The organism is Rossellomorea marisflavi (assembly GCF_001274775.1).
GTDB classification, from domain to species: Bacteria; Bacillota; Bacilli; order Bacillales; family Bacillaceae_B; genus Rossellomorea; species Rossellomorea marisflavi.
The window spans coordinates 917,603-941,784 of the sequence record NZ_LGUE01000004.1 but is presented as its reverse complement, the minus strand read 5'-3'; the positions used below and the strand labels follow the sequence as shown (position 1 = coordinate 941,784).

26 protein-coding genes are annotated in these 24,182 nt (G+C 51.4%); 22 read left to right on the top strand and 4 right to left on the bottom strand.

Annotated features, from left to right (window positions below; all coding sequences use genetic code 11):
- The first annotated feature begins 638 nt into the window (after positions 1–638).
- Positions 639–794 carry a hypothetical protein gene (locus tag AF331_RS22505; RefSeq protein WP_160316566.1) on the top strand — a complete coding sequence of 52 codons (156 nt, stop codon included), beginning with the start codon at positions 639–641 and terminating at the stop codon, positions 792–794.
- A gap of 76 nt (positions 795–870) precedes the next feature.
- Here AF331_RS22505 and AF331_RS14860 read toward each other — a convergent pair whose 3' ends face one another.
- Positions 871–1,713: a YitT family protein gene (locus AF331_RS14860; RefSeq protein WP_053428844.1), complete on the bottom strand. Its 843-nt coding sequence runs from the start codon at positions 1,711–1,713 to the stop codon at positions 871–873.
- A gap of 223 nt (positions 1,714–1,936) precedes the next feature.
- Between AF331_RS14860 and AF331_RS14855 the strand changes: the two genes are divergently transcribed.
- The 13 genes from AF331_RS14855 (at position 1,937) to AF331_RS14795 (ending at position 13,715) form a co-directional block, all read left to right on the top strand.
- A complete protein-coding gene (locus AF331_RS14855) occupies positions 1,937–2,422 on the top strand; it encodes a MarR family winged helix-turn-helix transcriptional regulator (RefSeq protein ID WP_053428843.1) in 486 nt (161 codons plus the stop codon).
- Complete coding sequence (locus tag AF331_RS14850) at positions 2,391–3,995, top strand: MDR family MFS transporter (RefSeq protein ID WP_053428842.1); 1,605 nt, start codon at positions 2,391–2,393, stop codon at positions 3,993–3,995. Before AF331_RS14855 ends, AF331_RS14850 begins: the two co-directional genes overlap by 32 nt.
- Positions 3,996–4,182: 187 nt before the next feature.
- On the top strand, positions 4,183–5,511 hold the full coding sequence (locus AF331_RS14845; RefSeq protein ID WP_053428841.1) for a phenylacetate--CoA ligase family protein: 1,329 nt from the start codon (positions 4,183–4,185) through the stop codon (positions 5,509–5,511).
- A gap of 36 nt (positions 5,512–5,547) precedes the next feature.
- Positions 5,548–6,486: a 1,2-phenylacetyl-CoA epoxidase subunit PaaA gene (gene paaA, locus AF331_RS14840; protein ID WP_053428840.1), complete on the top strand. Its 939-nt coding sequence runs from the start codon at positions 5,548–5,550 to the stop codon at positions 6,484–6,486.
- Between the two features lie 13 nt (positions 6,487–6,499).
- Positions 6,500–6,853, top strand: a complete 354-nt coding sequence (gene paaB, locus AF331_RS14835; protein ID WP_053428839.1) for a 1,2-phenylacetyl-CoA epoxidase subunit PaaB — start codon at positions 6,500–6,502, stop codon at positions 6,851–6,853.
- Positions 6,850–7,668, top strand: coding sequence for a 1,2-phenylacetyl-CoA epoxidase subunit PaaC (gene paaC / locus AF331_RS14830; RefSeq protein ID WP_053428838.1), 819 nt, complete (start codon positions 6,850–6,852; stop codon positions 7,666–7,668). Before paaB ends, paaC begins: the two co-directional genes overlap by 4 nt.
- A gap of 12 nt (positions 7,669–7,680) precedes the next feature.
- Positions 7,681–8,160: a 1,2-phenylacetyl-CoA epoxidase subunit PaaD gene (gene paaD / locus AF331_RS14825; protein ID WP_053428837.1), complete on the top strand. Its 480-nt coding sequence runs from the start codon at positions 7,681–7,683 to the stop codon at positions 8,158–8,160.
- Positions 8,161–8,182: 22 nt separating this feature from the next.
- A complete protein-coding gene (locus AF331_RS14820; RefSeq protein WP_053428836.1) occupies positions 8,183–8,497 on the top strand; it encodes an EthD family reductase in 315 nt (104 codons plus the stop codon).
- On the top strand, positions 8,484–9,263 hold the full coding sequence (locus AF331_RS14815) for an enoyl-CoA hydratase/isomerase family protein (RefSeq protein ID WP_053428835.1): 780 nt from the start codon (positions 8,484–8,486) through the stop codon (positions 9,261–9,263). Before AF331_RS14820 ends, AF331_RS14815 begins: the two co-directional genes overlap by 14 nt.
- Before the next feature lie 3 nt (positions 9,264–9,266).
- Positions 9,267–10,040, top strand: coding sequence for an enoyl-CoA hydratase-related protein (locus AF331_RS14810; RefSeq protein ID WP_053428834.1), 774 nt, complete (start codon positions 9,267–9,269; stop codon positions 10,038–10,040).
- Between the two features lie 19 nt (positions 10,041–10,059).
- On the top strand, positions 10,060–11,577 hold the full coding sequence (locus tag AF331_RS14805; RefSeq protein WP_053428977.1) for an aldehyde dehydrogenase family protein: 1,518 nt from the start codon (positions 10,060–10,062) through the stop codon (positions 11,575–11,577).
- Positions 11,578–11,637: 60 nt separating this feature from the next.
- Entirely contained in the window at positions 11,638–12,513 is an 876-nt protein-coding gene (locus AF331_RS14800; protein ID WP_053428833.1) for a 3-hydroxyacyl-CoA dehydrogenase, read from the top strand.
- Complete coding sequence (locus AF331_RS14795) at positions 12,510–13,715, top strand: acetyl-CoA C-acyltransferase (RefSeq protein WP_053428832.1); 1,206 nt, start codon at positions 12,510–12,512, stop codon at positions 13,713–13,715. The genes AF331_RS14800 and AF331_RS14795 overlap by 4 nt, the downstream gene beginning before the upstream one ends.
- Positions 13,716–13,738: 23 nt before the next feature.
- On the opposite strand, the gene AF331_RS14790 is transcribed toward AF331_RS14795, so the two are convergent.
- Complete coding sequence (locus AF331_RS14790; protein WP_053428831.1) at positions 13,739–14,416, bottom strand: hypothetical protein; 678 nt, start codon at positions 14,414–14,416, stop codon at positions 13,739–13,741.
- Positions 14,417–14,586: 170 nt separating this feature from the next.
- Here AF331_RS14790 and paaX point away from each other — a divergent pair, with 170 nt between their 5' ends.
- Complete coding sequence (gene paaX / locus AF331_RS14785) at positions 14,587–15,462, top strand: phenylacetic acid degradation operon negative regulatory protein PaaX (protein WP_053428830.1); 876 nt, start codon at positions 14,587–14,589, stop codon at positions 15,460–15,462.
- Here the strand turns inward: paaX and AF331_RS14780 are convergent.
- Both AF331_RS14780 and AF331_RS14775 read right to left on the bottom strand, forming a co-directional pair.
- The gene (locus AF331_RS14780) at positions 15,459–16,133 is read right to left on the bottom strand and encodes a DUF1129 family protein (protein ID WP_053428829.1); all 675 of its coding nucleotides are present in this window, start codon (positions 16,131–16,133) and stop codon (positions 15,459–15,461) included. The genes paaX and AF331_RS14780 overlap by 4 nt on opposite strands.
- Positions 16,134–16,138: 5 nt before the next feature.
- A complete protein-coding gene (locus AF331_RS14775; protein WP_053428828.1) occupies positions 16,139–16,462 on the bottom strand; it encodes a PadR family transcriptional regulator in 324 nt (107 codons plus the stop codon).
- A gap of 152 nt (positions 16,463–16,614) precedes the next feature.
- Here AF331_RS14775 and AF331_RS14770 point away from each other — a divergent pair, with 152 nt between their 5' ends.
- From AF331_RS14770 to AF331_RS14740, 7 genes are all read left to right on the top strand, one after another.
- Positions 16,615–17,571 (top strand): NAD(P)H-dependent flavin oxidoreductase, encoded by a 957-nt coding sequence (locus AF331_RS14770; protein ID WP_053428827.1) that lies wholly within the window; start codon positions 16,615–16,617, stop codon positions 17,569–17,571.
- 300 nt (positions 17,572–17,871) lie between these two features.
- Complete coding sequence (locus AF331_RS14765; protein ID WP_152915665.1) at positions 17,872–18,831, top strand: ABC transporter substrate-binding protein; 960 nt, start codon at positions 17,872–17,874, stop codon at positions 18,829–18,831.
- An 18-nt stretch (positions 18,832–18,849) separates the two neighbouring features.
- Positions 18,850–19,869: an ABC transporter permease gene (locus AF331_RS14760; protein ID WP_053428825.1), complete on the top strand. Its 1,020-nt coding sequence runs from the start codon at positions 18,850–18,852 to the stop codon at positions 19,867–19,869.
- Positions 19,853–20,647 carry an ABC transporter ATP-binding protein gene (locus AF331_RS14755; protein WP_053428824.1) on the top strand — a complete coding sequence of 265 codons (795 nt, stop codon included), beginning with the start codon at positions 19,853–19,855 and terminating at the stop codon, positions 20,645–20,647. Before AF331_RS14760 ends, AF331_RS14755 begins: the two co-directional genes overlap by 17 nt.
- A gap of 145 nt (positions 20,648–20,792) precedes the next feature.
- A complete protein-coding gene (locus AF331_RS14750; protein ID WP_053428823.1) occupies positions 20,793–21,575 on the top strand; it encodes an SDR family oxidoreductase in 783 nt (260 codons plus the stop codon).
- Positions 21,576–22,577: 1,002 nt separating this feature from the next.
- The gene (locus AF331_RS14745) at positions 22,578–22,973 is read left to right on the top strand and encodes a thioesterase family protein (protein WP_053428822.1); all 396 of its coding nucleotides are present in this window, start codon (positions 22,578–22,580) and stop codon (positions 22,971–22,973) included.
- A gap of 78 nt (positions 22,974–23,051) precedes the next feature.
- Entirely contained in the window at positions 23,052–24,158 is a 1,107-nt protein-coding gene (locus AF331_RS14740) for a Glu/Leu/Phe/Val dehydrogenase dimerization domain-containing protein (protein WP_152915664.1), read from the top strand.
- The last annotated feature ends 24 nt before the right edge of the window (positions 24,159–24,182 follow it).

Below are 24,182 nucleotides of genomic sequence, written 5' to 3'. Positions count from 1 at the left end.
ACCCTGCGCGCTATTCCCGTAGGAGTCGTCTGCCCTTCGTTGCACTGCACTCTGCGTTGAAGAGTGGTGAGGTGAAAATGTGATCGGCCTCATCAAATAGATGGTGGTGATGGTGACAAATACGTTCCTACTCTTTTATTTGGAGGGGGGTAGGGGTAGTGGTTCGTTCCGTTCCGCTGCGGGTGGCCGCTTTCCTCGGGGCTTGCGGTGAGCCTCCTCATTCTTGCGGGGTCTCACCCTGCGCGCTATTCCCGTAGGAGTCGGCCATCCTCCGCTGCACTGCACTATGCGTTGAAGAGTGGTGGGGTGAAAATGTGATCGGCCTCATCAAATAGATGGTGGTGATGGTGACAAATCGGTTCCTACTCTTTTATTTGGAGGGGATAGCAGTGGGAGTGGTTCGTCCCGTTTTGCTACACATACACTTCACTAAGGTAATAGGTGTTTCCTCTATTAATAGAGGAAGGAGTTTAAGAGGTCTTCACTTCAAGTAAAGTGCGGAATAGTTCATGAGATTATATTATTGAACGGTTAAGGCATAATTTAAATGGGCTGGAAGGTTCTCCACGGTAAGAAGAGTTGAGATGAGCCCCCATCTAAAGAAAACAGTGAAAAATCACAGAGTGGATTGAAGCGGAATGCGCTTGACTCCAGCGGAAAAGAGCGGCGAGACCCCGCAGGCACGAGGAGGCTCGACGCCCTCCCCGCAGGAAAGCAAGCGCCTGCAGCGTAAAGGAACGATCCCCTTCACATTCATCACTCCTCAAAATCTACTCATCACTACGGTCAAGTAGCGTCTTCAACTCCGAGCAAAACAAAAAAGGCTGATCCACCACTGTAAACCAGTGTGGATCAGCCTTTTTACACGCATCATGCAAAGGATCGGAAATTCCGTCCCCAAATTTCATGCATGGAATGGACGGTGATGAATGCTTCTTTATCGGTTGCCTGGATGTAGGTCTTGAGTTTGGAAAAGTCCTTGCGCTCCAGGATCGTGGTGATGACTTCCTTATCGTCTTCCGAAAAACCGCCTCTGGCAGAATGGACCGTGGCTCCTTTATGGAGTTCGTGAATGATGAATCCACGGATGTCTTCACTCTTCTCGCTGATGATGACCACTTCTTTCCGCTCATTGAAGAACTGGATGCTTTTATCAACCAGCAGTCCTTTCAGGATTAATCCGAAGAATGCGTACAACCCGGTCTGCAGTCCGAACAAGAAAGCCGAGGCGAGAACGATGAGTACATCGGACAGAAGGACGGCGGTGCCGAGTTCAACGTTGATGTACCTGTGAAGTACCTGGGCCAATACCCCTGTTCCTCCGGCAGATGCTTCCTGATAGAAGATCATGGCGACGCCCACGGCACCGAGCAAGGTTCCGATCACAACCTGTACAAGCACATCGGGACTGATCGGCTGGTGGACGGGGAAGAATGATTCCATTCCCCAGACAAACCCATTAAGGATCAGGGTGGCGATCACGGATCTGATCCCGAATGCAGGACCGATCAAAATCAGGCCGAGGAGGAAGAGAGAGGCGTCCAAGGCGAGCATCAAGGCTCCCACAGGGAGGTTGATGATTTCCGCTAGGACAATCGCCGCTCCGCTTGTGCCTCCAAGGGCAAGGTTATTTGGCGTCAGGAAAAAATGTATATTCAGGGCCATAAGGAAGGCGCCTATGACGATAATAAGATAGGTTTTGAATAATTTCATATGGTGGAGCAAGCTCCTTTCCTAAAAAGGTTCCATCCCGATTATAAAGAGCCTGCGGAGTGAAGTAAACGGAGAAAAACGATGTAAGCATTTACTTATAAAAGTTTATATAGTGGGTTTTTTCAGACTATATTTTCCTTAAGATCTGTATTGACATTTATTGATCACGACATTAATATTTAAACAGGTTAAATATTATAGTGTGTAAGAAAGGGGGCAGGCCATGAAACAGAATGATGTCCCGCCTGGCTATATTGAAAGGCTTTTTAAAGCATTTTATATAACCAACAGGCAAATACAGCAGGATATGGCACAGTCATTCAAAGAACTGCATCTTACGGGACCGCAATTCTACATCTTGTATCTCCTCTGCCAAGAAGGTGGTGCGAAACCGACCGAGTTGGCCGATAAGCTTGAGGTGAAACCGAGTGCGATCACGGTGATGGTCGACCGGCTGATCAAGGGTGGCCTGGTACGGAGGGAGAGGGATGAGGACGATCGCAGGATCGTCAAGTTGGATAGTACGGAGGAAGGAAGGGCAATCTTTGAGAAAGCGAAGGTTGTTCGGAAAGAGATTTTTACCCGGTACTTATCCTATTTGGAAGAAGCGGATATCGAGCAGCTGGTCATGACATATGAAAAGCTCGCTACCATTATAGAACATACAAAAGGAGAGAATGAACGTGTCAGAACAACAAACAGGAATTAATAGGCGCCTGGTCTTGACCGGTCTGATCATCGGGATGTTCTTCAGTGCCCTTGAGCAGACCGTTGTGGGAACGGCGATGCCGACCATCATTGCGGAACTGAATGGATTTTCCATCTTCGCCTGGGTGACGACTGCCTACTTGATCACATCCACGGTCGTCACACCCATTGTCGGGAAACTGTCGGATTTATATGGAAGAAGGTTGCTTTATTTAATCGGTGTCATCATCTTTATTATAGGATCGGGCTTGTGTGCCACAGCCGCTACGATGGAACAGCTTGTATTCTATCGCGGTCTTCAGGGAATCGGGGGAGGCATGATCATGCCGCTGTCCCAGACGATCATCGGTGATATTTTCTCTGCTGAACAGCGCGCGAAGTGGCAGGGGGTATTCGGTGCGTTATTCGGCCTCAGCTCGGTCATCGGCCCCTTCATCGGTGGTGTCATCGTTGATAGCATCAGCTGGCACTGGATCTTCTTGATCAATGTACCGTTTGGGTTCCTTTCGGCCATCCTCCTTTATATAGGACTGAAAAATGAAAACCTTGGTCGTAAGATAGAGAAAGTCAGCATCGACTATCTTGGCATCATCACATTGGTACCGGGACTTGTGATGCTTCTACTTGTACTGAACTTCGGCGGTGACAAATTCGCCTGGACGTCCGGAACGAGCATCCTCTTATTCGGTGGAGCCCTTCTTTTCTTGGTCGTATTCGGCTTAGTCGAGAAGAAGGCGAAGGAGCCGATTTTGGATTTGAGTTTATTCAAGAATCGCGTCTTTGCCACAACTAACGCCCTCGGGTTCCTTCTCGGACTCGGCATGTTCGGCGCCATCATGTTTGTCCCGATGTTCATGCAGGGAATTTTGGGCGTGACCCCTACCCAGGCGGGATCAACCATGACGCCGATGATGATCGCATTGATCGTCGCAAGCATCATCGGGGGAAGGCTGCTGTTGAGGCTGAAGTTCCGTACGGTCCTGACGACCGGGATGCTCATCACGGTTCTAGGCTTCCTGCTCATGAGTACGATGGGACCCGAATCGAAGGAATTCACCGCTTATCTCTATATGGTGGTGATGGGCTTCGGGATGGGGCTTGTAATGCCGACTTTGATGATTGCCATCCAGAATGAATTTCCAAAGTCCCGTCTGGGGGCTGTCACATCGGCTTCGACTTTCTTCCGTTCAATCGGAGGAACGATCGGTATCACCGTATTGAACGCGGTGATGAATCAATCCCTTCAAGGGAATATGAAGGATGTCGCATCGAGCGAATCAAATCCGGCAGTTGCACAAGTCCTCAAGGCGCTGAGCGATAAGACAGACAGCTTGTTCGGAGTCCTTGTGACCCCTGATGTTCTTCAGCTGCCTCAAGAAATCGGGAAAGCTGTTATTTCAGCTGTTGAAATGGCATGGTCGGATGCGTTCACGACCGTTTTCCTGACAGGTCTGATCTTCATCAGTGTCGGCGTATTCGTCGCATTGTCAGTAGGTAGTGGCAAGATCAAACGGGACCATGAAATTGAAAATGAGCAAAAAGAAGCATCCATGGACCCAGCCTACACGGAATAAGTCATTTCTCACCTGATTCCATCACGGAGTCAGGTGTTTTTTTCTTTCTATAAGATTTAATTTTCAGAAAATATATTGACATGGGAGGGGGAAAGGCGGTATGTTTTGAATAGCTACATATAACACAAATTTTATAAATCGGTATTTTAACGTTATATAAAAAATTAGTAGGAAGGTGGCGGTGCGGGTGATCCTGCATGAAGTGGAAACGTTGGACCGTGAAACAATGGATACCCTGCAGTGGAGCAGGCTGACACAAACGCTGTCCGCGGTCTATGAGCATGTACCCCTTTACCGGAAAAAGTTTGATGAGCATCAGGTCCATCCTGCCGATCTGCATTCTTTGTCAGACATCAAAATGTTACCGCTTACGAATAAAGCCGACCTCCGCTCGCAGTACCCTTTCGGCATGTTTGCCGTACCAAAGGAGAGCATGGTCAGGATCCATGCTTCGTCTGGAACGAGCGGGAAGCCCACTGTTGTAGGGTACACGAAGCGGGACCTTGACATGTGGAGTGATATTGTCGCAAGGGCCATCGCGGCAGGCGGCGGGAAACCCGGAAGCATCCTTCACAATGCCTATGGGTACGGTTTGTTCACGGGAGGACTGGGACTCCATTATGGAAGTGAACGATTGGGGATGACGACGGTGCCGGTATCTGGGGGCAACGCGGCAAGACAGATCACCCTTCTGGAAGATTTCCGTCCATCCGTCATCTGCGGGACGCCTTCCTACATTCTTACGATTGCTGAAACGATGGAGTCTCAAGGGAAGGATCCGGCGGGTCTTTCCTTGGAATTTGGGATATTTGGCGCTGAGCCCTGGTCAGAGACGATGCGGATGACGCTTGAGAAGAAGCTCGGGATCAAAGCGTGCGATATTTATGGACTGAGCGAGGTCGTCGGACCGGGTGTCGCCATGGAATGCCATGAAGCGCAGGATGGTCTTCATATCGCAGACGATCATTTCCTTGTGGAGGTCATTGATCCCGTGACACTCGAGCCGCTTGCTGAAGGGGAATGCGGTGAGCTCGTGTTCACAAGTTTGACGAAGGAAGCATCTCCGATCATCCGTTACCGTACAGGTGACATTGCCTCCATTACGAAGGAGCAGTGCCGATGCGGCCGAACGACGACGAGAATGTCAAGGGTAAAGGGCAGGGTGGATGACATGATGATCATCCGCGGCGTCAACGTGTTTCCTTCAGAAATAGAGCATTACCTTCTGCAGGTCGAGGACCTTTCCCCTCATTATCAGGTGTATGTGCGAAAGGAAGGGGCCCTGGATGCGGTAGAACTAAAGGTTGAAATCAGCGATACATTTTCTGAAGAGATTTCACATGACCTTTGCCACGAGAAGGCAGCCCTGCTTTCTTCCAAGGTGAAGGGGATGATGAAAGAACGCTGCTACGTCTCCATGGACGTCACGATTGTAGGGAAGAACGGAATCCCGCGCTCTGAAGGGAAAGCTGTCAGGGTAGTGGATTTGAGGGACGAGGGTTTGATAAGCCACTAAAGGAGCAGCCGATGCTGCAAGAAGGAGGCGGAAAACATGATCAGTCAAGAGAGGACAGACGGGGAGCTTATGGCAGATTTCATGGCTAAGATCGAATATGACAGGAAGATAGAAGCGGATGATTGGATGCCTGATGACTATCGGAACGCACTGATCAAACTGATTTCCATGCACGGGATCAGTGAAATCATGGGGGCCCTGCCGGAAAAGGAGTGGGTCCCGAAAGCGCCGACCCTGCGCAGGAAGCTGGGCATCATGGCGAAGGTACAGGATGAGATGGGACACGGTCAGCTCCTTCTGCGTGTAGCCGAGGATTTGATGAAACCGTACGGGAAAACAAGGGAGGGCATCATGCGCGATCTCTTCTCCGGCGACCTGAAATTCCATAATGTATTTCACATGGAAGCACCGACATGGGGGGATGCCGGGCTGATCGGATGGCTGGTGGACGGGGCCGCGATCATTACCCAGACCAATATGTTGAATGCTTCCTATGGGCCGTATGCACGGGCGCTCAAGCGGATTTGTGCAGAGGAAGTCTTCCATGCACAGCACGGTGAGGCCATCATAATGGCCCTTGCAGAGGGTACGCCGAATCAGCGTGCGATGGTTCAGGATGCCGTCGACCGCTGGTGGGATTCACTGCTCATGTTCTTCGGTCCCGGTGATGTCAAGACGACGGGGTCGTCCAAGCAGGACATCACGATTAAGTACAAGATCAGGACGAAGACCAATGAACAGCTCCGGCAGGATTTCTTCACCAAATATGTCCCGAGGATCCTATCCCTTGGTCTTACTTTGCCGGACCCGTCCATGGCGTTCGATGAAGCCACGGGGGAATGGACATACAGGCAGCCTGACTGGCAGGAGTTCAAACAGATCATCAAAAACAACGGTCCAAAGTCAAAGGAACGCCTGCGCCTTAGGGAGTTATCCTATGAAAACAATGCCTGGGTCCGGGAAGCACTGAGCTGAAGGGAGTGAGAAGATGTCAGGGGATAAGCGGTTTTATCAGGAATTCGAAGTCTTCAGCAAGCGTGCGGATGGAGGGGTCATGCAGCATCAATTCAGCCTTCTCGCTCCGAACCACGAGCTTGCCATGATCATGGCACAAGAGAATTTCATGAGGCGCGAACCGGTCGCAGATATCTGGGTGGTCAAACGCTCCGATGTGCGCATGATGACCCCCGATGAAAGGGGAACGCTGCAGCGGCTCGATAATAAGGATTACCGCAATGCCAAAGGCTACGGTTACCTGAAGAAAAAGTGGCGCCAATACGAGCAGGAGATGCTCGATGAAAAAGAAATCATGTCCTGGGGAGAGTTGGTGAAGAAGAAATGAAGCAGTACGAGTTGAATACGATCCCCGATGAAGGGTATAGGCAGGCCCTTGCCTCCCTCCTTTACCAGCTGGCAGATGATGATTTCATCCTTGCCTACAGAGGGTCCGAATGGCTGGGGCTGGCTCCGCACATTGAGGAGGATGTGGCTTTCTCCTCGATCAATCAGGATACGATGGGGCATGCTTCCATGATCTACGAGCTGTTGGCAAGCCTAGGTGAAGGAACCGAAGACGAGCTTGCCCATGGGCGTCCCCCGGAAGAGCGAAGGAATGCCATCATCCTGGAGGAAGTGAATGGACCGGGTGATTACCTGATCGAGCCGCGCTACGACTGGGCATTTGCTGTCGTGAGACATTATTTCTACACGGTGGCGAAGAAGGTTCGCATGGATTCCCTCAAGCAGTCAAGTTATGGTCCGCTTGCGGAGGCTGCTGTCAAGATCAATACGGAGCTGTACTATCACCTTCTTCACTGGCAGACGTGGTTCACACAGCTTATGAATGCAGGCGGGGAGGCGAAACAACGGATGGAAGACGCCGTCTCGCGGGTATGTGACGACTTTCTGGGGGTCCTGACCCTCGGACCGGATGGGGAGAGCATGTCCCGATACGGACTCATTGAAGAGGAAGCCATTCTCGCATCCCGATGGACCGAAGCACTGAAGAAGCCATTCGATTCCACAGGAGTCCAGCATCCACCAGTCATCCGGAGCTTAAGGGGAGATGGGCGTAAAGGTGAACATACCGGTGATCTGACAGATGCCCTTCATACACTCAGTGAAGTGTACAGACTGGAGGCATCCGGCACCTGGTGAAGGAGGGAAGGCATGGAACAGACGGTCATGAAGATACTTGAAACGGTCAAGGATCCGGAAATCGACTCCATCTCCATTGTCGATCTCGGAATGGTCCATTTGATCGAAATGAAGGGAGAGCGATGCACCATCAAGCTCTTACCCACCTTTGCCGGATGTCCGGCTTTGGATATCATCAAAGGAAATGTCAAAAAGGCGTGCTTGTCTCAGCCGGGGATAAAAGAAGTCGACGTACGCTTCGTCTATACACCGCCTTGGACCTCGGACCGGCTGACGCCAAATGGAAGGGAGAAGCTGAAGGAATTCGGCATCGCCCCGCCTCCCGAGAAGTTTACGAATCTTGAAGAGTGGGAGATCCATTGTCCATATTGTGATTCCCATTACACGTCAATGGAAAATTTATTCGGACCGACAGCGTGCAGGAGCATCCTGTACTGCAAGGAGTGCCGTAACCCATTTGAAGCGATGAAGCCGATTTCCACAATCATGTAAAAAAAGAAAAGGAGAGATGGATATGGTCAAGTTGATTGCACTGTATAAACACCCGGAGGATAAGGAAGCGTTTGATGAGCATTATTTTAATACCCACGGACCGATCACAGCAAAGATCCCTGGTCTGAAGAAGATGGTGGTAACGAAGATCACGGGATCTCCGATGGGCGGAGAGGGCGCCTATTATCTGATGTGCGAGATGTACTATGACAGCCATGAATCGATGAAAGCTGGTATGAAATCGCCTGAAGGAAAGGCATCGGGCAAGGATCTCATGGGATTTGCCGGAGACCTCGTCACCCTTATGATCGGGGAAGAGAACGATGGATCAGAGTGATGAATTCATCTCGGTGAAGGTGGAGGATGCCATCGGGATCGTTGAATTGAATCGTCCCGATGTACTGAACGCCCTCAATCGCCACATGGTCTCTGAAGTGGTCGGGGCGTTCGAGCGGCTCGATCGTGACGAGAGCGTGAAGGTCATACTCCTGATGGGAAGGGGACGCGCTTTCGCTGCGGGGGCCGATATCAAGGAGATGGCAGGTGCCAATCCAGTCGATTTTGAGCTTCTGGATCCCTTCGCACCATGGGACCGGATGACCCTCATCAAAAAGCCCATTATCGGTGCTGTGCATGGATTTGCCCTAGGCGGGGGATTCGAACTTGCCCTCAGCTGTGATCTGTTGTTTGCTGCGGAGGATGCCCGCTTCGGGTTTCCCGAGGTGAATCTCGGCGTCATGCCAGGTGCCGGGGGAACCCAGCGGCTCACGAAGTTGCTCGGGAAGACCCGGGCAATGGAATGGCTGCTGTCAGGTGAAACGTTCTCAGCCGAAGAGGCCTTGCAGTGGGGTATCGTCAACCGGACGATCCCGCAGTCTTTATTAATAGAAGAAACAAAGCGTTTTGCCCGAAAGTTGGCTGGTAAGCCTCCTCTTTCCCTGCGTCTGATAAAAGAATCGGTACACATGGCGGTGGATGCCACGATATCGGAGGGGATGAAGCAAGAACGGAAGAACTTTTATCTGTTGTTTGCCTCTGAAGATCAAAAAGAAGGAATGAAGGCGTTTGTGGAGAAGCGGACTGCCGAATTCAAGGGGAGGTAAGCCATGTTTGAAACCATCCGTTATGAAGTGAAGGACTCAGCAGCCTGGATCACCCTGAATCGGCCGGACCGTCTCAATGCCTTCATCCTCCAGCTGAACCGGGAGATACAAAAGGCGATCAAAACGGCAGAACGGGATGAAGGGGTGAGGGTGATCGTCATCACCGGGGAAGGCAGGGCCTTTTGTTCCGGCCAGGATCTCAGTGAGGTGGATGAGAACATGGATCACGGTGACGTGCTTCGTCGCCAATATGGCCCGATGGTGAAGGCGCTGGAGGATTGTCCGAAACCGATCATTGCCGCCGTCAACGGGGTCGCCGCCGGTGCAGGCTTCAGCCTCGCACTTGCCTGCGACTTCCGCCTGGTCTCCGAGAAAGCAAGCTTCATCCAATCATTTGTCCATGTCGGGCTCGTACCGGATTCCGGCAATCTCTATTACTTAAGCAATCTTATAGGCTATGCAAAGGCGATGGAACTGGCTGTACTAGGTGAAAAGGTCAGTCCTCGGGAAGCAGAAGATCTCGGGCTAGCCACCAAAGTGATCACGGCTGATTCATGGGAAGAGGAGACTGCGAGATTCGTAGGACGGATCGCCTCCCTTCCGACGAAGGCGATCGGTTCGATGAAGCGGCTATTGAAGGATGCGCCGAAGCGGACATTTGACGAGTATTTGGAAAAAGAAGCCTACGCCCAGCGGATGGCCGGCATGACCGCGGATCACCGTGAAGGTGTCGAAGCATTTATGGCAAAGAAGAGACCTGTTTTTGAAGGACGATAATCCCAAAGGAGATGAAGAGATGTCGACAGTGAAAGAACAGACGTTTGACGTGTTGGAAACGAAGAGGGAACATTATTCCTTAATTATCGGAGGACAGCGAACGGAAAGTGAATCCGGCGAAACCTTCAACACCTACAATCCGGCTACTGGGGAGCTACTGGCCACGGTGTCGCTTGCAGGCATCGAGGATGCAGAGAAAGCCGTACAGGCTGCCCGCAATGCCTTTGATTTCGGCAAATGGAAAAAGGCCCCGGTCAATAAACGTTCACGTACTCTCAATAAAATCGCAGGGATCATGCGGTCAAGATTCAATGAGCTGGTGGCACTTGAAATCATGGACAGCGGAAAGTCCCTGTCGGCTGCACAGGGTCAGGTCATGCAGGCGATCGAGGACTTTGAATTCTATGCTGGCGCCATCGTCGGTCACAGGGGGACGGTGAATCCGGTCCCGGGTCAATTCACCAATGTAGCGGAAAAAGAGCCGGTCGGAGTCTGCGCGCAGATCATTCCATGGAATTATCCATTGATGATGGCTGCTTGGAAGATTGCCCCCGCCCTTGCTGCCGGATGCTCCGTGATCGTGAAGCCGGCGACCCTGACCCCTCTCACCGCCATCGTCCTGGGTGAGATCTGTATTGAAGCCGGCGTACCGGAAGGAGTCATCAACATCATTCCAGGCTCCGGTTCAACGGTGGGGAATTATTTGGTGGAGCACAAGAACGTGGATAAAGTCGCGTTCACAGGCTCGACGCCTGTAGGGAAGAACATCATGGAAAGGGCGTCACAGACATTGAAGCGCGTCACCTTGGAGCTCGGCGGGAAATCCCCGAATATCGTCTTCGCCGACGCCAACCTGGATGCAGCGGTCGACGGGTCTCTCTTCGGAATCTTCTATAATACCGGTCAATCCTGTGAAGCCCGGTCCAGACTGTATGTACATGAAGATATCTATGAAGCGTTCATGGAGAAATTCGTCGAGAAGACGAAGAAGCTCACCCTGGGGGACCCTCACGATAAAGGAACACATATCGGGGCCGTCATCGATCAAAAGCAGGTGGATACGATCCATGAGTATGTGACATCGGCCAAAGAAGATGGGGCAACGATCCTGACCGGAGGAAAACAAGCAAAGGTGGACGGCTATGAAAAGGGAAGCTGGTATGAGCCGACGATCATCACCAATGTGAGCCATGACATGAAAGCCGTAAAAGAAGAGATCTTCGGACCAGTCGTGGTTGTGATGACGTTCAAGGATGAGAAAGAAGCGATCCGCATGGCCAATGACAGCGAATATGGTCTCGGATCTGCAATCTGGACGGAGAATCATGGGCGTGCAACACGGGTGGCCAAAGAGATCCAGGCCGGAATCGTCATGGTGAACTGCCCATTCTCGGCGTTTCCTGGCACCCCGTTCGGCGGATACAAGCAATCCGGGTTCGGTCGGGAGCTTTGCGTCGAGACGCTGGATTTATATACCGAGACGAAAAGCATCATTTCCTATTTCGGCAATCGTCCACTTAATCCATTCGGTGTGTGATGAACAGACAGGGGTTGTCCTTTCCGGAGGTCAACCCCTTATTTCAAGAGAGGAGAGGGTATCATGCGGAATCTCGTTGTCGTCGGTTCAGGGGTCATGGGGAGAGGGATTGCCTACGTAAGTGCCGTAGGCGGGTATCGGACCACCCTTGTGGATATTAAGGAAGAACAGCTGCTCCATGCAGAAAGGGAGATTGCAGGATACCTGCAAAAAGGGATAGAGCGCCAGAAGCTCACGGCGGATCAATACGAAGAAGCAAGAGGGAACTTTCATTATTCCACCAATCTGTCGATTGCCGTATCGGATGCTGATTTTGTCATCGAGGCTGTACCGGAAGACCGGGAGCTGAAGCGCTCCGTATTCCAGGTGCTGGACGCCCATGCTCCTGAATCATGTTGTTTTGCCACCAACACGTCCACGATGAGCCCGACGGAAATCGGTTCATACACAAAAAGGCCTCATAAGGTCATCGCCATGCACTTCTTCAATCCCGTACATAAAATGCCCCTGATCGAGATCATCAAGGGCTTGGAGACGGATGAAGAAACGGTGGAGGCCGTCCGCGAAGCGGCACGCGCCATGGGGAAAGAGACGGTCATCATCAATGAATTCCCCGGATTTGTCACAAGCAGGATCTCGGCTCTAGTGGGGAATGAAGCATTCTTCATGCTACAAGAGGGGCTCGGGACACCGGAAGACATTGATAAAGCCATCAAGCTTGGGTTGAACTATCCCATGGGACCGTTTGAGCTCGGAGATCTGGTCGGATTGGACACGCGCCTCAATAACTTGAAGTACCTCCATGAAAAGCTCGGCGATAAATACCGTCCGGCTCCCCTGTTGGAGCAGTATGTGAAGGCGGGAAGGCTGGGGCGTAAGACGGGCAGGGGCGTGTATGAGTACTCTGTGGAGAAAGAAAAGGAGAAGTCGACATGAGGGAAGTTGTGATCGTCGATGCCGTCAGAACCCCGATCGGGAGATACAAAGGAAGCCTTAAAGGGGTGAGGCCTGATGATCTGGGGGCTGTTGTCATCAAGGCCCTGATCGCGCGGAATCCCGACGTACCTCCGGAAGCCATTGAGGAAGTGGTGTTCGGAAATGCAAACGGAGCCGGAGAGGACAATCGGAATGTGGCCAGGATGTCTGCCCTGTTGGCAGGGCTTCCCGTCGAAGTGGGGGGGACCACGATTAATCGCCTGTGCGGATCCGGTCTCGATGCGGTGAATTATGCGGCTCGGGCCATCCTGGCAGGTGAGGGTGAGATCTTCATCGCAGGAGGAACGGAGAGCATGACCCGTGCCCCCCTGGTGATGAGAAAGCCTGAAGGGGAGTTCCCCCGGGGGAACATGGAGCTGTTTGATACGACCATCGGGTGGCGGTTTGTAAATCCGAAGATGGAGGACATGTACGGAACCGATTCCATGCCGGAAACAGCCGAGAACGTGGCAAAGAAATTCAATATCTCCCGTGAAGAGCAGGATCGTTTTGCCCTGGGGAGTCAGACCAAAGCAAGAGAAGCGCAGGTCCACGGACGCTTGGACTATGAGATAGTATCGGTGGAGGTGCTCCACAAACGGAACGAGACCATGCGCGTTACCCAAGATGAGCATCCGAGACCGGAAACCGATCTCGCAAAGCTTGCAGGATTAAAGCCGCTGTTCAAGGGCGGGACCGTCACGGCAGGTAATGCTTCAGGGGTGAACGATGGGGCTGCTGCCCTGCTCCTGATGAGCAGGGGCAAAGCGGAGGAGCTGGGATTGACGCCTCTCGCCCGGTATGTGACGTCTGCTGTCGCCGGCGTGGAACCGTCCGTCATGGGCATCGGTCCCATCGAAGCCACCAGAAAAGCATTGACCCGGGCGGGTATCACCATGGAACAGCTCGGACTGGTGGAGTTGAATGAAGCATTTGCCGCCCAGTCCCTCGCTTGTATCAGGGAGCTTGGACTCGACGAGGCGATAGTGAATGTCAATGGAGGTGCGATTGCCTACGGACATCCCCTCGGGGCGAGCGGAGCAAGAATTCTGACGACACTCCTGCATGAGATGAAGAGACGGGATGTCCAATATGGCCTTGCCACCATGTGTATCGGGGTCGGGCAGGGAATCGCGACCGTGGTGGAAAGGCTGAAGGGATAAAGGCACAGGAAAACCCGCGACCATCATGCCGCGGGTTCGATGTGTTGTTTTGTATAGGAGGCTTGATAGGCAGCCGTACCGACAAGGGAGGCAATCAAGGCAAGCTCGAATAAGTTGGTCACGGCGCCGCTGTCCACAGGGATGCTGACGGCACTGCCGATCGTCATGATCAGGGAACCGAGGAAGAACCAGATCCACCCCTGTGCTTTCCAAACGGCAATCGATGCCGCAAGAAGGACGATGGCGACGATGAGGACCATGATGGGCGGACCGGAAGAGGGTTCGGCATTTCCGTATGACAGCACGCCGTACGACCATTCCGGTTTCACTTTCAGGCCGATGACCTCTGTAAGGAGTTCCACAGTGATCAGTCCGATGGTGATAAGGAAAGCACAAGAGCGGAATGCCGTCGTTCGTGCGGCCCGGATTCCTCCTTGTTCAAGGGACTTCCAGGCGAACAGGACCAGGAGTGGAGTGAAGAAGGCATGCAAGTAATATCTCACAAGGCTCAGTTCTTTCAGGAGCCGTCCTTCCCCTATGTATTTCCCAGAGGCGATGATGCCGTTATCGTAAATGAGACCTGCAATGACAGGAAGGAGGAACGCGATGCTGAGAGCGTGCCGTTTCCTGAGGAGCCGGATGGACACGATGAAGAGGACGATATAGGCGATGGTAAAGACAGAGAATAAGAGAGTATCCATATAACAGTCCTTTCTGCTATTTTTCTTATCCCTTCCCTTAATGACCCGTGTTGAAACCGATGATGTAAACGCTTCTTCTTTCTGACAATTATGATATTATAATAGTTATACGTTAAGAACACGTCACGCAGCAATCCATCATAGACCGGGCGTAAAAGGAGAGGCTTATCATGAATACAAGATCAATGATTTTCACCTTATACGGGGATTACATCAGCCACTATGGGAATAAAATCTGGATCGGGAGCCTGATCCGGCTCCTGAATGAGTTCGGCCACAATGACCAGGCAGTGAGGGCGGCCATTTCGCGAATGAACAAACAGGGCTGGGTCCAGGCAGAGAAACAAGGGAATAAAAGTTATTACACGTTGACCGAGCGCGGCGTCGACAGGATGGAAGAGGCTGCGAACAGGATCTTCAAGCTGAAGCCTGAGGAGTGGGACGGGAAGTGGAGGATCTTCATGTACTCCATTCCGGAAGAAATCCGGAGTATACGGGATGAGCTCAGGAAAGAACTGGTTTGGAGCGGCTTCGGCACAATGTCCGCCAGTACGTGGATTTCCCCGAATGACCTGGAGAAGCAGGTCCGGCAGCTGATCCTGAAATATGAGATCGAAGAGTATGTCGACTTCTTCATTGCCGACCATAAAGGGCCGAGTGAAAGCAGAAGGCTCGTAGAGAAGAACTGGGATCTGGAAGAAATCAATGCCAAGTATGAGGAGTTCATCGCGGAGTACAGCCGCATGTATATGATCGATAAAAGCAAAATCGCCAAGGGACAGATGACCGATGCGGAGTGTTTCGTGGGGCGGGCAAAGCTTGTCCACGAATACCGGAAGTTCCTATTCGTGGATCCTGGACTGCCCGATGAATTGCTACCGGATAAATGGCTCGGAGGTCATGCTGCTACGCTTTTCGGAGAGTATTATAAGGAGCTTGCTGAGCCCGCCTCCCGCTTCTTCGAGAGTGTATTCGAAGATGGAAACGAGCTCACAAATAAAGATACATCCTACGACGTGATGAACCATCCGCTCCTGATGGATTAGAATCTGTTTCTGGATATCATCTTGTACAGAATGATCATGACCAATCCAGCGATAAGGGAAGACCACCAGTTGAAAGAAAAAGAAGGGCCAAGGTCGGGTAGGAAAAACAAGGCAAGGAAAAACGGTACGCTGATCGCTCCACCGCTCAATCCGCCGATCAGGGCCATCTTGCCGGCTGAATCTTTTTCTTGAAATAGTGAACGCTTGATGATGGAAAAGAACATCTTGAGCTCTGCCAATATGGTGAGGAGTAAGATCACCGCCATAATGGCTGCCGAGCCGATGAACACATCATTTTCCACTTCTTTGAAGAAAGAAGTGATCAACAGGCCTGCTCCGCGGATGGCCAAGTAAATGCCGAACAGGTTCAGGGTTATCAGGGAAATGAACCCTGCCACGCTCCGTTTGTCCTCTGGAGGGAGCTGTTCGACAAGCTCGTCGGCATACGCTTTTGGATCAGCTCCGAAGATCATCGTAGCTGACTTTCCTTCCTCCTGTCCTTCCAGGAGATGTTCGAGGATCTCCATAAGGATCTCCTCGGTCTGCTGTTCAGACAGAGTGAGCTGGAGTCGAAGGTACAATAAGATATCGGAATAATATTTTTCGTTCTCTTCGGTCAGTTCTTCTCTCTTCCTGTTATTCAATTCGATCAGTTCTTTTGCTGCAATCAATGGTGTTACCCCCTTTTCAGTAGTTGGTTGACCGGGATGGACAGATGCTCCCACTCCTGGGTGATCTCTACTAGCGCGGCTTTTCCATCCTGGGTCAGTGAATAATATTTCCGGTTCGGACCCGATTCGGACGGCCGCATTTCGCCTGTGATCCATTTGTTCTTCTGCAGTCGGAGAAGGACGGGATAGATTGTTCCTTCACTCACATCCTGCAGGCCGGATGCCTGAAGTTTCCTGGACAATTCATAGCCATAGACGGGCTCCTTTTCAATGACGGCCAGGATGCATCCATCAAGAATCCCTTTTAGCAGTTGGCTTCGGATCGACATGACGATTCCCCTTTAGGTATATTGTAAAACAAGATACTACGATAAAAGTTCAGCTACCTTGTTACGCAAAGTAGCTATAGATAGCATAAATGCTGGAAGAGGTTTTGTAAACCTCTTTTTAAAAATATGAACGGAGTAAAGGAGGAATCGCTATGAATAGACTCACGGAATGCTTAGGAATCCAGCACCCCATCATCCAGGGAGGCATGGGGAACATCAGCAATGCACGCCTGGCTGCCGCCGTGTCGGAAGCGGGTGCCCTTGGGACAATCGGGACGGGGACCATGGATGTGGAGGAAGTGGGGGGGATCGTCCGGGATCTGAAGATGCTGACGAACCGGCCGTTCGCCATGAATATCCCGATTACAATGACGCCTGACCTGAAAGGCATGATCGAGATCGCCATCACGGAAGAGGTTCCCGTGGTTTCCCTATCAGCAGGAAATCCCGCCCCGCTCATTCCTGTCCTTCACGACCACGGGATCAAGGTGATCTGCGTGGTGGCGTCCCGCAAGCAAGCAAGAAAAGCGGCGGATGCAGGGGCAGACGTACTGGTGGCGGAAGGGTATGAAGCGGCGGGCATCAACTCCCATCTCGAGACCACGACCCTGGCCCTCATCCCGCAGCTCGTGGATGAAGTGGCCGTTCCCGTCGTGGCAGCTGGGGGAATTGCGGACGGCCGCGGGCTTGCAGCCATGCTCGCCCTGGGCGCAAGCGGCGTCCAGATGGGAACCCGGTTCATCGCGACCAAGGAAGCACCCTTTCATGAGCGGTATAAAGAAACCCTTCTTGCGGCGAATGATCACGGGACGCTTATTGTGGGGCGGAGCGTAGGAAGGGTACGGCGTGTTCTGAGGTCCCCTTACGCAGAAAAGGTACTGGATCTTGAAAAACAGGGAATGACCCTTGAACAGTATGCGGAACTGACCTCTGAGGACAATCATCGCAAAGGTGCCCTCGAAGGGAAGCTTGACGAAGGATTCATCAATGGAGGACAGGTGGCCGGTCTGATCGCGGATGTACCGACCGTCAAAGAAGTGGTGGACGGGATGATGACCGACGCCTCAACGGTCCTGAGGGCTCTTTCAGACACTATGAAGGTAGAATAAGAGTTGAAAAGCAGTGGGTGAGGAAGACACCCGCTGCTTTTTTCTTTTAAACCGCTAAAATCTTCTGGAAATCCTGAGCCAAAACCACTATACTGAGAGTAATTTTTAAATTTTCCGAATATTATTGACTATTTTGTGACGTCAGTGATACTATAACGTTGTAATAACGGTACGTGTCATTTTTATCACAAAAAGGATTCGGTAGTCTTATAGACTATTAATCATATAACTTGTGATCAAAGGGGGATTTCTGTGAAAAAGAAAGGTTGGTTATTGGGTGCATCGTCCCTGCTCCTCGGGATGATGATTTTATCGGGTTGCGGTTCATCAGAAAAAAGCGGTGGCGAGGGCGATGGAAAGAAGGAATATGTGATCGGGGTCAGTCAGATCGTCGAGCATCCGTCGCTTGATGCAGCTTACAAAGGGTTTAAGAAAGCACTGGAAGAGAACGGATTCAAAGAGGGCGACAACGTGAAATACGATGTTCAGAATGCCCAGGGTGATCCGAATAATTCCCAGACCATCGCCAAAAACCTCGTCGGGGACGGGGTGGACCTTATTTTCGCCAATTCAACACCGAGCGCACAGCATGCTTTGAATGCGACCAAGAAGATCCCCATCGTGTTTACATCGGTGACGGATCCCGTCGGTGCTGAACTGGTGAAATCATTCGAGGAGCCGGGGGAGAATATCACGGGTACATCGGACAACCATCCCGAAGCGACCTCCAAGACAATCTTTTTTATCACAGATGAACTGAAAGCGAAGAAAATCGGGGTGATCTACAACTCTGGTGAACAAAACTCCGTCGTACAGGCCAAGGAAGTGAAGAAGCTTGCTGAGGAAAAGGGAGCGCAGGTCGTGGAAGCGTCTGTATCCACTTCAGCGGAAGTGAAGCAGGCGACTGAATCGCTTGTAGGCCGTGTGGATGCCATCTACGTCCCGACAGACAATACGGTGGTCTCAGCCCTTGATGCCGTCATCGGTGTCGCCAATGATAAAGATATCCCGCTTTTCGTCGGAGAACTTGATTCCATGAAAAAAGGGGCGGTAGCCGCCAGTGGATTCAGCTATGAAGATCTTGGATATGAAACGGGCCTCATGGCCGTTAAGATCCTGAAGGGTGAGAAGAAACCGTCTGAGATCAGCGTGGAGTATCCGAAAGATTTCAAACTTATGATCAACAAGAAAGCGGCCGAAGAACAGGGTGTCGAAGTGAAGGATGCCTGGAGTGAACTCGGAGAATTCTACGAAGAGTGATAGAAAGGATGATTCAAGATGCCAACGGCCATATTTGCCTCCTTTGAGTCAGGGATCATTTACGCCATCATGGCCTTGGGAGTCTACCTGTCCTTCAGGATATTGGATTTCCCTGATCTGACAGTGGACGGGAGCTTCGTGACGGGGGCAGCCGTTGCAGCTACGATGATCGTGAGCGGAGTGAATCCCGTCGCTGCAACGGTCACCGCCATGGTGATCGGCTTCGTCGCAGGGTGTATAACAGGGCTTCTCCATACATTCGGAAAGATCAATGCACTCCTATCCGGAATCCTGATGATGATTGCCCTCTACTCCATCAATTTGAGGATCATGGGCACATCCAATGTGTCCCTATTGAATGAAGATACGGCTTTTACGGGAATCACAGGGCTGATCGGGTCCCTTGGAATCGACCGGGCACTGAATGGTGTCTGGAATGCAGTCGGATTAGGCGAGCCACTCCCTGATACATGGGCGGTCCTCCTGTTCATGACGATCGTGACGGTGATGATCAAGTTTTTGACGGATGCGTTCCTCAAGACAGAAGTGGGTCTTGCCCTCAGGGCGACCGGCGATAATCAGCGGATGATCCGCAGCTTTTCTGCCAATACGAACCTCATGATCATCCTCGGTCTCGGGATTTCCAATGCGCTTGTAGCCCTGTCCGGGGCACTCATTGCTCAGTACAGCCGCTTCGCCGATGTCGGGATGGGGATCGGTATGATCATCATCGGTCTTGCATCCGTCATCATCGGTGAAGCCCTTTTCGGTACCAAATCCATTGCAAGGACGACACTTGCCGTCATAGGCGGTGCCATCATCTACCGTCTGGTTGTCTCCATGGCCCTTCGCGTAGACTTCCTTGAAACGGGGGACATGAAGCTGATTACAGCGACGATCGTCATCCTCGCACTCGTCATGCCGAAAGTCATGGAGAGATATAAGGACAGGAAGCGCAAGGCAAAGCGCATGGCTGAGAGGATGAAGGCCGTTCCGGTCTCGGAAGGAGAGGGTGGCAGCAGTGTTACGATTAAATAGGATCCACAAAGTCTTCAACGAAGGAACACCTGATGAAAAAATCGCCCTCGATGATATCCAGCTTTCCCTGGAACCAGGCGATTTCGTCACGGTGATCGGAAGCAACGGGGCCGGAAAATCAACGCTCATGAATATCGTCTCGGGGGTCATGATTCCAGATGTCGGAACCGTCCACATCCAGGATCAGGATGTGTCGAAAGTGTCGGAGTACCGGAGATCGAAGCTCATCGGACGCGTCTTCCAGGATCCGATGGCAGGCACGGCCCCCTCGATGACCATCGAAGAGAATCTTGCCATGGCTTACTCGCGGAATCGTACGAGGGGCTTCAGGCTCGGAGTCACAAAGAAGAGGAAGATGTATTTCAGGGAAGTACTTGAGAGCCTTCACCTCGGTCTGGAGAATCGGCTCAACGCGAAAGTCGGATTGCTATCGGGAGGGGAGCGTCAGGCACTGTCCCTTCTCATGGCGACCTTCACGGAGCCGTCCATCCTCCTTCTGGACGAACACACGGCAGCACTTGATCCAGCACGCGCTGATCTGATCACGAAGTTGACCCGTCAAATTGTGGATCAATACGCCCTGACCACCCTCATGGTCACCCACAATATGCAGCAGGCCATCGATTTAGGGAACAGGCTGATCATGATGGATAAAGGACAGATCATCCTTGAAGTGAATGAACAAGAGAAGAAGGGCTTGACCGTTGAAGGACTCCTTCATGAGTTTCAGCGGATCCGCGGTAGCAAGCTTGCCAGTGATCGGGCCCTCCTCTCCTAAAGAAAGCCGGCCCCTGAAGGCCGGCTTTTTGGTGCGAGTCGAGTTGTTTGCCCTTCAAATGGAATAGGCGTAATCTACTAGTAAGGACAGGAAATTCATCCCTGCCCGGTTCTGGTAAACCATCAAGAATAGGAGAGATTTCAAAATGAAACGTTTTGAAGGCAAAGTAATCTTGATCACTGGGGCTGCGTCCGGACTTGGACATGCTGCGGCCATGCAAATTGCATCGGAAGGCGCAAAACTATCACTCGTAGACCTGAACCAAGGTGGTTTGGAAGAAGTAAAGCAATCCATTCTATCTTCTTACAGTGAAGCGGACGTATTGTTGATCGAAGCGGATTGCTCCGACGAAAGCGCCGTGAAGAAATACGTCGATGAAACGGTGGAGCACTTCGGTCAAATCGACGGATTCTTCAACAACGCAGGAATCGAAGGGAAGCAGGATCTTACAGAGGAATATGGTACGGATGAATTTGAACGTGTAGTGAACATCAACTTGAACGGTGTCTTTTATGGCATGAAATATGTACTGAAAGTCATGAGGGAGCAGGGCTACGGTTCCATCGTCAATACGGCATCCGTGGGAGGGATCCGCGGCGTCGGCAACCAATCCGGCTATGCGGCAAGCAAGCACGGCGTAGTCGGCATGACCCGCAATTCCGGTGTTGAATATGGCCAGTACGGAATCAGCATCAAAGCCATCGCACCAGGTGCCATCATGACACCGATGGTCGAAGGCTCCCTCCGCCAAATCGGAGGCGATGACTGGGAAGCGGCAGGCAAGGAATTCGTCAGCGTCAATCCGATGAAACGCTTCGGAAAACCAGAAGAAGTCGGATACCTCGTAGCCTTCCTGCTATCCTCCCAAGCAGACTTCATTAACGGAGCCGTCATCCCGATCGACGGCGGACAATCCTATAAATACTGATCAACAAATAGAATACTAGCAGTAAAAAAACAAGAATGATGGCCAAGCGCACATTCTTGTTTTTTTATGTTTAAGAGAACTATTAGGAAGTAGATTGAGAAATATAGTTGAAGGTGGTCTCTACACTAGTTGATTGTATGATAAGTATCCTCCCAAACATATAAGATGGAGACTTAGGATGAATATCCACCAAACAATGCTTCTTGAAAAAACAATTCTTACATCATAAGAATCCCAGAGTGGATTGAAGTGGAAGGCGCCTGACTCCAGCGGAAAAGGAGCATGATCGAGACCCGCAGGCACGAGGAGGCTCGGCATGCTCCCCGCAGGAAAGCAGGCGCCTGCAACGGAAAGGAACGGTCTACTGTTCAATTTAGCCCCATAAAGAATGCTTACCCCGGATTCATTAATTAATGAATCTAAGAACATTACATATAAAGGGAATTCGTTCAACTCATCCCCTACAAGAATCCCAGAGTGTATTGAAGTGGAAGGCGCCTGACTCCAGCGGAAAAGGAGTATGGTCGAGACCCCGCAGGCACGAGAGGCTCGGCATGCTCCCCGCAGGAAAGCAGGCGCCTGCAGCGGAAAGGAACGGTCTATTATTCAATATAGCCCCATAAAGAATGCTTACCCCGGATTCATTAATTAATGAATCTAAGAACATTACATATAAAGGGAATTCATTCAGCTCATCCCCTACAAGAATCCCAGAGTGGATTGAAGCGGAAGGCGCCTGACTCCAGCGGAAAAGGAGTATGGTCGAGACCCCGCAGGTACGAGGAGGCTCGGCATGCTCCCCGCAGGAAAGCAGGAGCCTGCAGCGAAAAGGAACGGTCTACTGTTCAATACTCCCCCATAAAAAACACCCATCTCCCTCAAAAACAATAAGAATTTTTAATTTTAACAATTTATTGACTATTTATAAAACAAAATGTTATTATATCGTTGAATTAACGTTATATTAATATCCATAATGCAATCATTTAAAGGAGGAAAGCGATGAAGTCCGGATTGACCGTAGGGCACACGCTAGAAATCATTATTGATGTCACACCCGACATGCACGCAAGCTTTGAAGGGGAAGTGGTCCACCCAGTCTATTCCACCGTTCAAATGGTCTATCACATGGAATGGGTTTCCCGTCAAATCATCCTTCCTTTCCTGAACGAAGAGGAAGAAGGAATGGGTGCCGAAGTAAAGGTGATGCATCGTTCACCAGCGCGGACGGGAACCCGTTTGAGTATCATGGCCACCGTGACCCGAATGAATGAAAAAGGCATCTGGACTGAAATCATGATCCGCCGGAAGGAAACGGACTCCATTGTAGGAGAAGGAGAAGTGAGGCAGGTTGTCCTTCCGAAACAAACAATCGCTGAACGTATCGGGACTGATTGAAGACGATAAGGGGGAACTCGCATGGCAAGCCTATCCGATAAAATGAAAACGTTTACAAAAGAGACGGAGGTCAGGGGAATGGACATGTTCGATCAGATCAAGAATCATGAACAGGTCCTGTTCTGCAACGATGAAGAGACCGGTTTAAAAGCAATCATCGCCATACATAATACCACTCTCGGACCCGCTCTCGGCGGGTGCAGGATGATGCCGTATGCCTCAGTGGATGCGGCATTGAACGACGTACTCAGATTGTCGAGGGGGATGACATACAAATGCGCGGCAGCAGACGTGGATTTTGGCGGAGGAAAAGCGGTCATCATCGGTGACCCGACCAAAGATAAACATCCCGAGCTATTCAGGGCATTCGGGCAGTTCGTCGAATCCCTTCAAGGAAGATTCTACACAGGGACGGATATGGGCACGTCACCCGATGATTTTGTCCACGCCCTAAAGGAAACCAACTGCATCGTAGGGGTCGATGAAGTATATGGAGGAAGCGGTGACTCTTCCATTCCGACAGCAATGGGCGTCATCTACGGACTTGAAGCCACCAACGAAACCATCTGGGGATCAAGGGATCTTCACGGGAAGCGCTATGCGGTCCAGGGACTGGGGAAAGTCGGATTCAAAGTCGCGGAACGTCTTCTTGAAGAAGGAGCCGATCTGATTGTGACCGATATCAGTCATCACTCTGTGGAAAAACTGCAGTTGAAAGCAAAAGCCCTCGGAACGGCAGTGAAGGTCGTCAGCGGAGACGAAATCTACTCTGTGGATGCCGATGTGTTCATCCCTTGTGCCATTGGCGGGATCCTGAACGACGAGACCATCGGACGTTTAAAGGTGAAAGCCGTCGCCGGTTCTGCCAATAATCAGCTCCTTGAGCACAGACACGGGATGTCCCTTCACCAGAAAGGGATCCTGTACGCCCCTGATTACATCGTCAACGCAGGGGGGCTGATCCAGGTAGCCGATGAACTCTATGAACCTAACAAAGAACGCGTCCTCCAGAAAACGGGGGCCATCTATAACAGCCTCCTCAACATCTACACCCAATCAGAAAACGAACACATCACCACCGTCCAGGCAGCAGACCGCTTCTGCGAAAACCGCATCCAGACCAGAACCAAACGAAACAGCTTCTTCACCCACACCAAACGCCCAAAATGGAGCGTAAGGAAGTAAGAAAAGCGGAGGCGGCTCGTTCTG

Coding starts and splice junctions, on each gene's coding strand:
- AF331_RS14775 (WP_053428828.1), bottom strand. CDS start 16,462: ATGTCGATCCGAAGCCAACTGCTAAAAGGGATTCTTGATGGATGCATC.
- AF331_RS14850 (WP_053428842.1), top strand. CDS start 2,391: ATGAACGTGTCAGAACAACAAACAGGAATTAATAGGCGCCTGGTCTTG.
- paaB (WP_053428839.1), top strand. CDS start 6,500: ATGTCAGGGGATAAGCGGTTTTATCAGGAATTCGAAGTCTTCAGCAAG.
- AF331_RS14805 (WP_053428977.1), top strand. CDS start 10,060: ATGTCGACAGTGAAAGAACAGACGTTTGACGTGTTGGAAACGAAGAGG.
- AF331_RS14815 (WP_053428835.1), top strand. CDS start 8,484: ATGGATCAGAGTGATGAATTCATCTCGGTGAAGGTGGAGGATGCCATC.
- paaC (WP_053428838.1), top strand. CDS start 6,850: ATGAAGCAGTACGAGTTGAATACGATCCCCGATGAAGGGTATAGGCAG.
- AF331_RS14855 (WP_053428843.1), top strand. CDS start 1,937: ATGAAACAGAATGATGTCCCGCCTGGCTATATTGAAAGGCTTTTTAAA.
- AF331_RS14820 (WP_053428836.1), top strand. CDS start 8,183: ATGGTCAAGTTGATTGCACTGTATAAACACCCGGAGGATAAGGAAGCG.
- AF331_RS14750 (WP_053428823.1), top strand. CDS start 20,793: ATGAAACGTTTTGAAGGCAAAGTAATCTTGATCACTGGGGCTGCGTCC.
- paaA (WP_053428840.1), top strand. CDS start 5,548: ATGATCAGTCAAGAGAGGACAGACGGGGAGCTTATGGCAGATTTCATG.
- AF331_RS14760 (WP_053428825.1), top strand. CDS start 18,850: ATGCCAACGGCCATATTTGCCTCCTTTGAGTCAGGGATCATTTACGCC.
- AF331_RS14770 (WP_053428827.1), top strand. CDS start 16,615: ATGAATAGACTCACGGAATGCTTAGGAATCCAGCACCCCATCATCCAG.
- AF331_RS14860 (WP_053428844.1), bottom strand. CDS start 1,713: ATGAAATTATTCAAAACCTATCTTATTATCGTCATAGGCGCCTTCCTT.
- AF331_RS22505 (WP_160316566.1), top strand. CDS start 639: ATGCGCTTGACTCCAGCGGAAAAGAGCGGCGAGACCCCGCAGGCACGA.
- AF331_RS14790 (WP_053428831.1), bottom strand. CDS start 14,416: ATGGATACTCTCTTATTCTCTGTCTTTACCATCGCCTATATCGTCCTC.
- paaX (WP_053428830.1), top strand. CDS start 14,587: ATGAATACAAGATCAATGATTTTCACCTTATACGGGGATTACATCAGC.
- AF331_RS14765 (WP_152915665.1), top strand. CDS start 17,872: ATGATGATTTTATCGGGTTGCGGTTCATCAGAAAAAAGCGGTGGCGAG.
- paaD (WP_053428837.1), top strand. CDS start 7,681: ATGGAACAGACGGTCATGAAGATACTTGAAACGGTCAAGGATCCGGAA.
- AF331_RS14795 (WP_053428832.1), top strand. CDS start 12,510: ATGAGGGAAGTTGTGATCGTCGATGCCGTCAGAACCCCGATCGGGAGA.
- AF331_RS14740 (WP_152915664.1), top strand. CDS start 23,052: ATGGACATGTTCGATCAGATCAAGAATCATGAACAGGTCCTGTTCTGC.
- AF331_RS14745 (WP_053428822.1), top strand. CDS start 22,578: ATGAAGTCCGGATTGACCGTAGGGCACACGCTAGAAATCATTATTGAT.
- AF331_RS14810 (WP_053428834.1), top strand. CDS start 9,267: ATGTTTGAAACCATCCGTTATGAAGTGAAGGACTCAGCAGCCTGGATC.